The 13,511-nt window shown below is 40.9% G+C and carries 10 protein-coding genes and 1 riboswitch; of the genes, 4 read left to right on the forward strand and 6 right to left on the reverse strand.

Annotation, left to right across the window (positions count from 1 at the left end):
• Window positions 1-6: 6 nt before the first annotated feature.
• The 3 genes from ACFRAK_RS10035 to ACFRAK_RS10045 all read right to left on the reverse strand — a co-directional run bounded on the left by ACFRAK_RS10035 (window position 7) and on the right by ACFRAK_RS10045 (window position 3,465).
• Window positions 7-1,341, reverse strand: coding sequence for an LLM class flavin-dependent oxidoreductase (locus tag ACFRAK_RS10035; RefSeq protein ID WP_387602031.1), 1,335 nt, complete (start codon window positions 1,339-1,341; stop codon window positions 7-9).
• A 56-nt stretch (window positions 1,342-1,397) separates the two neighbouring features.
• Entirely contained in the window at window positions 1,398-2,420 is a 1,023-nt protein-coding gene (locus tag ACFRAK_RS10040; RefSeq protein WP_387602028.1) for an LLM class flavin-dependent oxidoreductase, read from the reverse strand.
• Between the two features lie 133 nt (window positions 2,421-2,553).
• Window positions 2,554-3,465, reverse strand: a complete 912-nt coding sequence (locus tag ACFRAK_RS10045; RefSeq protein WP_387602120.1) for a LysR family transcriptional regulator — start codon at window positions 3,463-3,465, stop codon at window positions 2,554-2,556.
• Between the two features lie 402 nt (window positions 3,466-3,867).
• Between ACFRAK_RS10045 and ACFRAK_RS10050 the strand changes: the two genes are divergently transcribed.
• Window positions 3,868-4,080, forward strand: a complete 213-nt coding sequence (locus ACFRAK_RS10050) for a hypothetical protein (protein WP_057278656.1) — start codon at window positions 3,868-3,870, stop codon at window positions 4,078-4,080.
• 110 nt (window positions 4,081-4,190) lie between these two features.
• Here ACFRAK_RS10050 and ACFRAK_RS10055 read toward each other — a convergent pair whose 3' ends face one another.
• Complete coding sequence (locus ACFRAK_RS10055; RefSeq protein WP_387602024.1) at window positions 4,191-5,540, reverse strand: FAD-binding oxidoreductase; 1,350 nt, start codon at window positions 5,538-5,540, stop codon at window positions 4,191-4,193.
• A 354-nt stretch (window positions 5,541-5,894) separates the two neighbouring features.
• Window positions 5,895-7,280, reverse strand: a complete 1,386-nt coding sequence (locus tag ACFRAK_RS10060) for an amino acid permease (RefSeq protein ID WP_387602018.1) — start codon at window positions 7,278-7,280, stop codon at window positions 5,895-5,897.
• 506 nt (window positions 7,281-7,786) lie between these two features.
• Window positions 7,787-7,865, forward strand: a riboswitch (glycine riboswitch).
• A 206-nt stretch (window positions 7,866-8,071) separates the two neighbouring features.
• On the opposite strand from ACFRAK_RS10060, the gene ACFRAK_RS10065 reads away from it, so the two are divergent.
• The 3 genes from ACFRAK_RS10065 (at window position 8,072) to ACFRAK_RS10075 (ending at window position 11,379) form a co-directional block, all read left to right on the forward strand.
• Window positions 8,072-9,415 (forward strand): amino acid permease, encoded by a 1,344-nt coding sequence (locus ACFRAK_RS10065; protein ID WP_387602015.1) that lies wholly within the window; start codon window positions 8,072-8,074, stop codon window positions 9,413-9,415.
• A gap of 288 nt (window positions 9,416-9,703) precedes the next feature.
• Window positions 9,704-9,904, forward strand: coding sequence for a DUF3311 domain-containing protein (locus ACFRAK_RS10070; RefSeq protein WP_377395003.1), 201 nt, complete (start codon window positions 9,704-9,706; stop codon window positions 9,902-9,904).
• A complete protein-coding gene (locus ACFRAK_RS10075; RefSeq protein WP_387602013.1) occupies window positions 9,901-11,379 on the forward strand; it encodes a sodium:solute symporter family protein in 1,479 nt (492 codons plus the stop codon). The genes ACFRAK_RS10070 and ACFRAK_RS10075 overlap by 4 nt, the downstream gene beginning before the upstream one ends.
• A 613-nt stretch (window positions 11,380-11,992) precedes the next feature.
• Here the strand turns inward: ACFRAK_RS10075 and argH are convergent.
• The gene (argH, locus tag ACFRAK_RS10080) at window positions 11,993-13,507 is read right to left on the reverse strand and encodes an argininosuccinate lyase (RefSeq protein WP_394571695.1); all 1,515 of its coding nucleotides are present in this window, start codon (window positions 13,505-13,507) and stop codon (window positions 11,993-11,995) included.
• Window positions 13,508-13,511: the final 4 nt, after the last annotated feature.

Raw genomic sequence — 13,511 nt, forward strand, 5'->3', positions numbered from 1 at the left:
CTTCAATCATTGATTAATGCTTTCTTTCGCATAACGATTTTCCGGGAATGGAAGGCCCAAGTTGCCTCTTAAGGTTTCTGCTTCATATTCTGTACGGTATATTCCCCTTTTTTGAAGGATAGGGACCACATAGTCTACAAAGTCACTTAATGCATTGGGAACACTTGAAGAAAAGATAAATCCGTCCGCCCCCTTCTCTTCAAACCATTGCTGAATCAAATCCGCTACATTCTCTGGAGTTCCAATGAAAGAAGTCCGGGGTGTTGTCTCCTTAAGTGCTACTTGACGGAGCGTTAACTGTTTCTCCTTCGCTTCCTGTTTAATTCGATCAGTTGTACTTCGGAAACTGTTTTTTCCGATGTCTCCGAGATTTGGGAAAGGTGCATCCAGTTCATATTGGGAAAAATCATGATGATCGAAGTAACGTCCCAAATAGTCAAGCGCCTTATCTATAGAAACTAGGTTAGCTAGTTCTTGATATTTGTGTTCCGCCTCTTCCTCAGTTGCACCAATGATTGGCGCGATACCTGGCAGAATAACAATTTCATCAGGTTTTCTCCCGAATGCAATAGCCCTATTTTTTACATCTTGATAAAAAATCTTTGCATCTTCCAATGTTGGTTGACCTGTAAAGATTGCATCCGCTTCTTTAGCCGCAAAATTTTTGCCAGCTTCTGATGAGCCAGCTTGAAAAATGACAGGTCTCCCCTGTTTAGATCTGGCAATGTTGAGTGGTCCATGCACGGAGAAAAATTCTCCTTTATGCTTTAATTGATGCATTTTAGAAGGATCAAAAAACTCACCGGACTCTTTATCCCGAGTAAACGCGTCATCCTCCCATGAATCCCAAAGTCCTTTGGTGACTTGTATATATTCTGATGCTATCCGATAGCGTTTGGCATGATCAGGGTGTTCCTCAATCGTTTTGTTATAGTTCAAGGCCGTACTCTCAAGAGGGGTAGTAACAAGGTTCCATCCGCCACGACCTTGACTAATGTGATCAAGTGAAGCAAATTGCCGGGCTACAGTAAATGGCTCACTGTATGAGGTGGAAACTGTTCCGACAAGTCCTATTCTTGATGTGAAAGCAGCGAGTGCGGATAAAATGGTAAGTGGTTCAAATCGATTTAAGAAATGCGGTATTGACTTCTCATTGATAAACAATCCGTCAGCAATGAAAAGTAAATCGAACTTTCCCTCTTCAGCCTTCTGGGCCTGCTCCTTATAAAATTCAAGACTAACACTGGCATCTGCTTGAATGTCTGGATGTCTCCAACCAGATATACTCCCTCCAACTCCATGAATAAGCGCTCCAAATTTCAACTTTCTCTGCTCAGACATCAATACTCCTCCTTTAATTAATCGGTATTCAGCTTTGCTGACATCCACCATCTACGCTAATTTTGGCTCGTAACGTGTTTCTCTTCAGATAAGGCTAATTGAAGCGGACTCAACAATCGAAAAGATCTGAACCTTTCTGCTTCCTTTAAAACCGGCGAATGTAGGATAAACTCATCTACACCGTACTTTTCATGTAAATTTGCTAAGACTTCTTTTACATAAGAAGGAGTTCCAGCAATGATATTGGAATCTTGTTCTTCTATTTCGTAAGGCTCCCCAGACTGCTTCCCGAATAACTCTGCTTGCGATAGTGTTTGGACCGTGACAGAACGACCGCTTTTGAGATGAACTTTCACAATCTTCTGGTCACCTGTTAACTGTTCTGCTTCTTGCTGTGAAGGAGCAGCAATCACTGAAACCGATACCTTAAAGCTTCCAGTTGGATAGATACTTTGGTAAATGCGTGAAGCATCTTCGAGTACAGTCTCATTACTATTGATAAATTGAGCAAATACATAAGCTATACCAAGATCGGCTGCTAATCTGGCACTGTCAGCACTTGCACCAAGCAGAAACATCTTAGGCTTTTTGGAAGGGAGCGGTGTCGCTTGAATGCCTGCAAGCGGGTGAGCTTCATTAACCGAATTTCCAATTATTTCTTGCAGGAAAGATAACCGCTCTTTGAAATCTTTTCCATCATTCACAGTTCCAAACTGCAGCGCCTTCGTTGATAAGGGGAGGCCGCCTGGTGCCTTTCCGATGCCAAGGTCTACCCTGCCTGGCGAGAGATTCGATAATACGTGAAAGTTTTCCGCCACCTTATATGGACTATAATGCTGAAGCATAACACCTCCGGAACCTACCCGAATCGATTTTGTCTGGGCTAATAAATAAGAAATCAATACTTCCGGGGAGGACCCCGCCAGCTGTTCGGCATGATGATGTTCCGATACCCAGAAACGGGTATAACCCCACTCTTCTGCATGTCTAGCCAGATTAATGGTTTGCTGTAGCGCATCAAATGCTGAAGCTCCTGGAAATATCGGGCTCTGGTCTAAAATGCCAAGCTTATAACTCATATTCTCTCCTCCGTTTTAATTCAAAGTTTACTTATGTGAATAATTATATTTTGACATATCCTATCATCTAAAACATGCTAATGGCAATGGTTTTACTAATAGAAAAAAATATTGTATTGATAGAAAATATCTATCAATTCGATTGTATCTGTAATTGCTGATGGTTTTTCTCAAATTTCCGAATCGATAAAAGAATGTCTTTCCATAATAAAGGGGATTCCATCCCGTGATTTAAATGCGTCAGATAGATGTGCTGCTTTATCTTGAGTAAATGTGACACATCCACTTCAATCAAATTTCCCTGTTCTAACTCTTTTTTAATACATAAGTACGGTAAAAATCCGATACAGCTTCTGCTAAGAATTAGCGACTTCGCCACTTCCAGGTGATCAACCTGAAAATCAATGCGCGGCTCTACATTGGACACTTCAAAAATTTTATGAACGTGGTTCCAGTCAAGTGCACCACACTCAAAAAATACCAACGGCTCCATTGCTAATTCCTGTACTGTTAGCCCAGTTCGAAGTTGAAATGGATGTCCTGGATACACGACTAAACGAATCGAATTATCAAGGGTTTTGTAATTTTGCAGACCACTATGTGTAACATCCTTCATAAAGGCTATATCAACTTGTTTCTGAAGCAATTTTTCCATTAATGCATCATTTGTTGCTGAAATAAATTTAAAGCGTAAATTTGGGTTTTCCTTTTTCCATAGAGGAAGAGCAAATGGAATAAAGTATTGCGATGTAATGATATTAGCCCCAATCGTTATTTCCTCCAGTTCGCTTCCTGTTTTCAACTGCTTTTTCCCCTGGTGAAAGGTACGAATAATTTGATCAGCAAATGGAATGAAGGCTTTCCCTTTTTCGGTTAAAATAATCCCTCTTCCTTGCCTCTCAAATAGTACTGAATCGAGTTCACTCTCAAGGGTCTTAATTCTTGCCGAAACAGTTGGCTGTGATAAAAACATTGCTTCTGCGGCTTTATGAAAACTATTAAGGTGAACAACATACATAAATGCTTCAATATGATCAATATTCATCTTGCCAACTCCTTTTCCAAAATGAACGCAAAAAGCTCCTGTTCGCTTTTCGCGTTCAGGAGCTTTCGGTTGTCCAATCAGCTCATCCACTTATAATAATTCTTTCTCCGATTTTAATCTGATAAAACCAATAAGTAAAGTATAATTTAATTTACAGAACAACCAAAAATCACGATATATTTTTTACGTTTTCATACATTATGATATTCAAGGAACGTAATAGTAATTATGCAGATGAAAATTTCAGGATTCTAAGTAAATAAAACGAATACTTTTTGGCCGTTTCAGAACTTTTCCAAACTGTCCATCCTGTCTACGTTATATTTTTTTCTCCTTATAAAATAGAAAAGAACTGTCATCCTAATGGAGTAATTCCAATAATGACATAAGGAGAGAAACCACATGCCTCAGCAACAAATTGATATCAACCAATTAAATCAAGCAAAAGCAAACGTTACCCTTACGCAAACCTTACTTTCACAAGCAATTGAAAAATCTTCCTCTGATCCAACTTTGGCACAAGAAGCCATTAAACAAGCTGCTCAAGAAATCGCCCAAGCCCAATCTTCCGTAAATCAGGTATACAATACAGTACAAGCTCAGCAAGCGGAATGATTTTGAGCATTATCTCGATTAATTGATTCAAAACAAGAAGAAAGAGGCCTATATCCAAATTTAGGAATAGGCCTTTATATAACGAATGTTTTTGGTGAATCCAAGCTTTTTCACCCCCACTTATTTAATGGCGGTATACTTTGTGGGAACTTAAACGCATTGTATGGATCATACCTCGTTTTCACTTCCCTAAGCCGTTTGAAATTTTCTCCATAATACGCAGTTGGCCAATCTTTGATTAGAGTATCCGGCCAATTCACATAGTCACCGGTAGTAAATGGCGACAAGGCATGCTTCAGGTCCTTGATCCAACGAATGTTTTGCCGCTCTTCTTCTGGATTGGTCCATGTAGCCTGATACTCCTGGGCGATGATGGCATCGCGATAATAAAAAGCTGTCTCCTTTGGATCTTTAAGCCCCGCCACTCCTCCTAAGGATTGGTGCCAAATGGCTGCATCTTCATTTGGAGCATTTCCTAAAAAATGTTTCATGGTCATGATTGCTTGCTGCGGAAAAGCTTTTTCAATGAAAGATCCTGACCTCTTTCGATACGCCGGTTGATTTCCAGCTGGATAATCAAAGAATCTTACGGCTTCAATGTATGGGACTTCCTTTATCATGACATTTATTGGTGAACCAGTTTTTGTCAAAGGCTTTAATAGCTGCTTCAATCTATGTGACGTTCCAACAAATTCACCTTTAGCAAAAATTTCGTTTGCTTCCTTTGCCTTGAACTCTATTTCTGAAGTTAAGCATTCATCAGCTTGAGGGGCCCAATCCTGCCAGGCTTCAAACACCGCTTCGAAATCTTCCCACCCCCATGTGACGGAGAAAATAGATACCCTTGATACGGGGGTTACCCTGAAAGTAAGAGAAGTGACTATGCCAAAGTTTCCCCCTCCTCCCCCGCAGCAAGCCCAAAATAAATCACTATTGATTTTCCTATTTGCTTTAATGAGTTTGGCGCCCCTCTTTCCACACGCCCTTACCATTTCTATTTCAAGTAGATTGTCACAAGTAAGTCCAAAGCGCCTCGTTAACATACCTATTCCACCGCCGAGCGTAAGACCTACAACACCAACACTGCTTTCGGTCCCTGCCGGAATCGTCGTTCCATAGTTCCATAACGTATTATATACTCGCCCTAAATCAGCTCCGGCTTCAATTTTTGCGATCATTTTTTCACGATTGACCTTGATATTGTACATTTCACTAATATCAATGACTAGACCGCCATTCACTAATGAAAAATTTTCATAACTATGCCTGCCGCTCCTAACCCGGAAAGGTGCATGATTTTCCCGGGCCCACTTCAATGAATTCAACACATCATCGGAATTTTGACAAAACACAATGACCTTTGGGAATTTAGAAAAACTTAAGTTATTATTTATCCTGGCACGCTCATACTCAGCATCATTAGGTGTAACGATACGCCCGGTAAGCTTTGTTCTTTCCAAAAGATAACCCCTTCCTCGAGTAAATATGTTACATCCTATGAAAAAACCTGGCAGGAAGATACATTCCTCTTGCTGGCCCTCCCTTGTAATGGGGTCAATTTAGCTTTACTCGTGAATTTTTCAGTTTTACTCGTGAATTCAACGCATTTACTCGTGAATTCCACGGTTTTACTCGTGAATTCCAGCTTTACTCGTGAATTCAACTACTTTACTCGTGAATTCCACGCATTTACTCGTGAATTCCACGCATTTACCCGTGAATTCAACGGTTTTACTCGTGAATGAATTCAGCAATTGATCCCAAAAAAAAAAAAAGCCCTTCTCGAGTTAAGAGAAGGGCTTTTTGTTACCTTATCAGGAAATCTCATCATTGGATTTAACATCCAATGGTGTTCGTTTATCCATTTTCAGCATGTAATAACTTGCTGCGACCAAGGCTAGGAAAACGATCCCGACAACCAAGGAAATCCTTGTGCTAGGATTGATCCACATACCGACCAGCACCATCAGTAAAAAGGCAATTGTCGCATAGTTACTGAAAGGGGCCAACGGCATTTTGAACGGATGTTTCTCCATTTCAGAAGCATTCACCTTTCTGAATTTAAGCTCACTGATAAGTATGACAAACCATGGAATCATCCCGGGCAATACACTCGCACTGTACACATAAAGGAATAATTGCGGCGGTGCAAGGTAATTCAGGATAACCCCGATGCCCAATCCTAAAAGTACAGCGATCGTGCAATATGCCGGCACTCCATTTTTTGATACTTTAGCAAAGGCTTTCGGGGCTTGGCCATTCAATGCCAGTGTGTAAAGCATACGTCCTGCACTGAAAATCCCACTGTTGCATCCAGACATTGCTGCAGTGATTACGACAAAATTGATGATGCCTGCCGCTGCAGTGATACCTATTTTGGCAAAGGTTGAAACAAACGGACTGCCTAAGTCATCCAGTTGATCCCAAGGGAAGACGGTCACGATGACGAATATGGCACCAATGTAGAAAATTAAAATGCGCCATATGATTGATTGGATCGCTTTTGTTACGGTCTTGGTTGGATCTTTCGCTTCTCCGGCTGTGATGCCGATAAGCTCAACGCCTTGATAGGCAGCCACGACAAGGGAAAGCGCGAAGAAGAATCCTTTCCAGCCTCCCGTAAAGAAGCCGCCATTTGCCCAAAGATTCGATAATCCAATAGCATCCCCGCCATTCCCTATTCCAAAGAAGATAAGGCCAAGGCCAGCAATGATCATCAATATAATCGTTATGATTTTTATAAGTGCAAACCAAAATTCAAATTCCCCGAAGGATTTTACCGAAATAAGGTTTGCCGCCCCCAAGATGATCATGGCGACCACACCTGGTATCCAAGCAGGTAACTCCGGGAACCAATATTGCATATACAACCCAACTGCGATGATTTCGGACATTCCGACGATTACCCATTGAAACCAATTGCTCCAAGCAGTCATATAACCTGCCAAGGGATGTATATAGCTGCTCGCAAAGGTTGCAAAAGAACCTGTAGTCGGTTCTAAATATAGCATCTCACCCATGGAACGCATGATGAAAAATATAAAAATACCTGCGATTGCATAAGCAAGCATTACAGAGGGCCCGGTCCATTTGATCGTGCTCGCAGATCCCATGAATAACCCGACCCCGATGGTTCCGCCCAAGGCTATCATTTGAATATGTCTTGATTCCAGCCCTCTCTTTAATTCCTTGTTCGACATGATTAACTCCCCCAGATGCAATATCGGTAATGCTTTTCCATCCTTGCCACGAACGACTCTCTTTTAATTAGAATTGCTTTATCGTAATCAATATTACATAACACTTCAATTATGTTTTCTTATCTTATAATAGTAAATATTCTGTAAAAATACAATTGTATTTTTGAAATAAACAGTTACCAATAATATCTTGTCGATTTTTCTAATCTTAAAATATCATTTTAAAAAAATGATGTTCAGTATTTTATAATAGTGTTCGTTCAAAAAGAGTGGAAAACTATCATTTCTGCTTAAACCTTAAGTTAAATACAGACCACTATTAAACTGCGGATAATGCCTGTTTCATTTCAAAAAAATTTGTTGACCAATCGAAAAATAGATGATAGAATTCCAATATTATTTTATAAGCATAATGAATGATCCAACAGTGGAAGATTAACACTGACAGACATTTATTCACAACCGCATACAAGCAAGCGATGAATGCTATGGATGACACTATAGCAGGAGCAGCTTCTGGAGAGACTGTACAAGATGCAGCGCCGAAGGATTCACAATCTCAGGCAAAAGGACAGAAGAGTAACGAATGATAGAATTGTTATTCTGAACCCTTTAAGAGATTGGTATTATCCAATCTCTTTTTTTATTGTCCAATTTGTGATTGGACTTAAAACTACACTCTTGAAAACCATGGAATAGGCAAGCAGGGCAAAAAATCACGCCCATCTCTCCAAGACCATGCAGGTTGAAATCATTCACTAACAAGACTATAAAAAACGGGGGCGCAAGAATTGGCTAAACAGGAATTAAAAAGAGATTTAAAAAATCGACATGTACAACTGATTGCAATAGGAGGAACCATTGGCACCGGTTTATTTTTAGGATCCGGAAAAGCCATACAATTGGCTGGACCTTCCATTATATTCTCCTATCTGATAATAGGAATTGCTTTGTTTTTTGTGATGAGGGCGCTGGGCGAATTGCTATTATCCAATGCAGGTTATGCATCATTCACTGAATTTGCAACCGAATATGTCGGTCCATGGGCTGGATTCGTGACAGGTTGGACATATTGGTTCTGTTGGATCATGACCGCAATGGCCGATATCATAGCTGTCGGTGTCTATATACAATATTGGTTCGATATCCCTCAATGGATTCCGGCCCTAATATGCCTAGTCATTCTGTTAGGGTTGAACCTATTGACCGTTAAGTTATTCGGCGAATTGGAATTCTGGTTTGCCATCATTAAAGTAGTCACGATCATTGCCTTGATCATCGTAGGAATCATTCTTTTGATCATCGGCTTCAATACCAATACCGGAACGGTTTCCGTAACGAACCTATGGAATCATGGGGGCATGTTCCCCAATGGCATTTCCGGATTCCTATTATCTTTACAGTTAGTCGTCTTCTCATTTGTCGGTGTCGAATTGGTCGGGGTTTCCGCAGCGGAAACGGCGAACCCGAGAAAGAACATTCCCTCTGCCATCAATAAAATCCCTGTCCGGATTTTACTTTTCTATGTGGGTGCCCTATTCGTCATTCTCTGTGTCAACCCATGGACACAACTTGATGCCACGAGCAGCCCATTTGTAGAGGTCTTTGCGTTAATCGGCATTCCTGTCGCTGCAGGAATCATCAACTTCGTCGTGTTGACATCCGCTGCTTCTGCATGCAACAGCGGTTTATTTTCAACAAGCCGGATACTCTATACGTTAAGCAGGAATGGCGAAGCCCCTGCTAAACTGGAAAAATTAAATAAACAGGCTGTTCCAAGCAATGCCTTATTAACATCCACCATCGTTGTATCAATAGGGGCATTATTGAGCAAGCTGATACCGGAACAGGCGTTTACCGTGGTGACGACCATCAGTGCCATCTGTTTCATTTGGGTATGGAGCATCATCTTGATCTCCCATATCAAATATTCGAAAACAAGGCCTGATCTAAGAGCTCAATCGACTTTCAAGGCTCCTTTTACACCCTTTGTCAATTACGCTATTTTAGGATTATTCCTATTCATCCTTATTGTTATGCTATTCGCTGAAGCTACACGACTATCACTGCTTTTGACCCCGATCTGGTTCATACTCTTGGTGATACTATATAACTATCGGAAAAAAAATAGCTAAAGGAAATAAAGTCTTGAATTCAATTCGAATTCAAGGCTTTCTCCATCTAAGAAACATATCAAGATTAGGCAGTTGGCGCTTTTTTGCTAAAATATATCACCCAACTCCATTAAATTTTATATCAAAATAGTGTAAGCTATTATATATCATCGGACCTTTTTAAAAGAAGGTAAATCCGTCTTGCATGAATTTTCCTTCCCGGTTTGGTTCACCAAAGCCATCAGTGGCATTGAAGAATAAACCCCATTGATGGACGTTTCACTTATTTAAAACGGAGGGGTTTGTTTAATGAAGATTATATATATCCTTACTCTAGTTCCTTTTATAGGCATACTAGGATTTCTACCTTTTGTTAATAAAATAGAACCATACGTATTAGGGATGCCTTTCAATATGTTCTGGATGGCTATGTGGGTTGTCCTTACCTCTGCCATATTGGGCATCATGTATAAGCTGGATCCCAGGAATCGGGAAGGTGACCCGAAATGAATATTGCTCTCTTAATCATTTTAGCATTTTTACTTCTATCGATATTTTTAGGGATACGCTCTTCAAAAGGAAAAGATATGGACTTGGAACAATGGACGGTGGGCGGACGTGGTTTTGGTGCGATTTTCGTCTTTCTGCTGATGGCCGGTGAAATCTATACGACCTTCTCCTTCCTTGGCGGCAGCGGCTGGGCATATGGCAAGGGCGCACCCGCTCTATATGTTCTAATTTACATTACTTTGTCTTACGTATTATCCTATTGGCTCCTTCCGGAAATATGGAAATATGCCAAAGAAAATAAACTGATGTCTCAATCCGATTTCTTTGTGAGCAAATATAAGAGTCCCAGTTTAGGAATTTTGGCTGCACTTGTCGGTGTGGTGTCGATGATTCCAGTGATCGTCGTGCAGCTGAAAGGATTGGGAATCATTGTCTCAGAGGCATCTTATGGTGCCATCTCAATGCCCGAGGCAGTTTGGATGGGGGCGATCAGCCTTACCATTTATGTGATGATCTCCGGAATACACGGTTCTGTTTGGACAGCGGTCATTAAAGATATCATGATGGTCGCCATAATAGGATTTTTGGGGATTTATCTGCCGATCCATTACTTTGGCGGATTTCAGCCGATGTTTGAAGCGATTGATGCGGCCAAACCTGGTTTTCTAAAGTTCCCTGACCAGGGACTTAGCGTATCATGGTTTATCTCCACGGTAATATTGCTCGTATTCGGTTTCTATATGTGGCCGCAAGTTTTCAGCGCTGTCTTTTCAGCACGCAGCGGCAAGGTATTTCGAAAGAATGCCATCATCAGTCCTTTATATACGCTCATGCTGTTATTCGTCTTTTTCGTTGGGTTTACAGCTATATTGAAAGTGCCCGGACTTGTTGGGGCAGATGCAGACCTCTCATTGCTGCGCCTTTCGATCGAGACCTTTGATCCATGGTTTATAGGCATAATCGGCGGAGCTGGATTGTTGACCGCGTTGGTGCCGGGATCCATGCTTTTGATGAGCGTCGCTACACTGCTCGCGAAAAACGTCTATAAGGAATTTGCACCTGCAGTGTCCGATCGCCACGTTGTACGATTGGCAAAGTTCCTTGTTCCAGTCATTGCCCTTATAGCCGTCTACTTCACCTTAAACGGCGGCGAAACGATGTCAGCATTAATTCTAATGGGCTACAGTCTCATTACACAGCTATTCCCGTCCCTGCTCTTTAGTCTGAAGAAGAATAATCCCATCAATAAATATGGCGCAATCGCCGGCATTATCACCGGATTATTCATCGTAATCTGCATTACACTCAGTTCTTCAACTATAGGAACCTTGTTTCCATCCTTGCCGCAAGCCGCAAAAGATTTGAATGTGGGAATCATCGCCTTGGCGGTCAATTTCATTGTGATGATCACGGTAAGTCTTGCTTTCAGAAAGCACGCGGTTCAGTTGGAACCTAAATCCATTAACGATATATGAAACAAATTTGAAACTGTTTTTTTGGATAGATAAACATTGAGGCTCAGTCAAAAGACTGAGCCTTCCTTATTATCGACATCCAAAGTCATAATGTCCTTTTTCTTAAGAGTGATTATAGAAAGTTAATAGCAGCCAAAAGACAAAGTCCCATAATAAACTACTAATCTTTTTTGTTTATAAACAAATTCCCTATTTTAGCTAATAAATACAACGAAAAAATAATCATCAAGGTTCGGGATACTACCAGACCATCAATAGCTAAATCATATCCTTTAGGTATTAATAATTTAGGGTTAAAGCATAAAGTAATCGATATTACGAAGGTTATTAAAACTAGGATAAACCCGAACTGAGATCTATTTGACATTAGCATTCCACCTTATATTGTGTATTTTACAAAAAGCAGCATATCTGAAGGAAATAATATACATCCATTGTTACTAGGGATATCTCAGTTGCAATAAAAAATCCAAAATAAATAGTCACCCTATAAAGAATGACTATTTATCATAAAATATGAGCTTTCGCAGTGAAGTGCATCGTATTGCGTCCAAGCCAACAAAAAATACTCTTTTTAAGAGGTTCGGGCTTTTACTCGTGGATTTCATGCCTGTTAAAACTCACATCCTTCTTTCCCGTACCTTCCGTAATCCATTAAAGCCTTCCTGCCGTCATTCATTGCTTCAACGATTCCCTTATATTCGTGCAACTGTTGCTCCAGTTTTTGTTTTCTTTTTACGATCATCCTCGTTACCTCTTTCGGGCTGGGCCCGCCTTGAATGCTTCTAATTTCCACAAAGTATTCGGGAGAGATGATCTTTTTCCATTCGTCTTCAGTTAAATTCACTGCAACGAATTCATTGATGATCTTATTGATGTCTTGTGTGTCCCAATCATAAAGCTCCTTCCCTTCACCTATCGACCGTTTTGCAATATGACTGGCTATGGAATGAGCTTTTCTAAAGGATATCTCGTAATCTCTTGATAAGGTATCCGCTAATTCAGTAACCGTTATACTGGATTTTGCGGCCATTTTCTTTGTATGTTCTCCATTTACTTGCAAAGTCGATATGACGGCATACATGAGTTTCATGACACGTCCTGCATTCGAAAATGCTCGATATAAATGCGGCTGTAAATCATCTTCCGTATCGACGATATCACCAAATGGTGTATTGTGGATCATATTCATTGCAGCGAGTGCATCACCATATGCACTGCTAGCAATCGAACGGGAATGTTCAATGGAAACCGGATTTCTTTTTTGCGGCATGATGCTGCTCACTTGAACATAAGGATCCGCAACATGAAATGTACCAAACTCCCTTGTCACATGCTGCAGGAAATCTTGAATCCATCTCCCTGTATCGACCATGCACGTCATGATGGCCGTTGCGGTTTCCAATAAATAATCCGCCCCTCCTATCGAGTCATAGGAATTCTCTATCACCGAATCAAATCCAAGCAGTTCGGCAGTACGGTTCCTGCTAATCGGAAAACCGGTGGTCGTTAACGCGGCAGCGCCCAAAGGCGATTGGTTAACCGTTTCATAGGCTGCCCATAACCGGCCAATATCCCTTTGAAGCACATCATAAATGGCTAAAAAGTAATGTCCTATCGTAGTCGGCTGAGCCGGTTGGGTATGCGTGTAACCAGTTATATAGGTTTCTGTATGTTTTTCAGCCTGCACCAGGAATGCCTCACTCAAATGATTTGCATAGCCAATCAATTGGAGCATATGGCCTCTCAAAACAAGCCGGTACATCGCGACTCCCATATCATTACGACTGCGGCCGATATGAATCTTCCCTGCAAGTTCATGACCGATTTCCTCACCTATCTTTGCCTCCATCATGAAAAATAAGTCTTCGAATTGGGGCTGATAGGTCAACTGCTCGAGATCTGTTTGGGCCACTTTCCGAATCCCGTCAAGCATGGTTTCCGCCTCTTCTTCTTTAATGATCTTTTGTTCCGAAAGCATGATGACATGTGCCCGATGAATATCGAACATTGCATGAAATAAGTAATCTCTTTGATCATTAAAAACAGGCATCAGAAGCTCTCTAGCATAGGTTTTTCCGGGAAAGACACTACCTTCATTTTTGATAAAATCTTCAATCCTGCTCATCTTT

It is taken from the genome of Peribacillus sp. NPDC056705 (genome assembly GCF_043656335.1).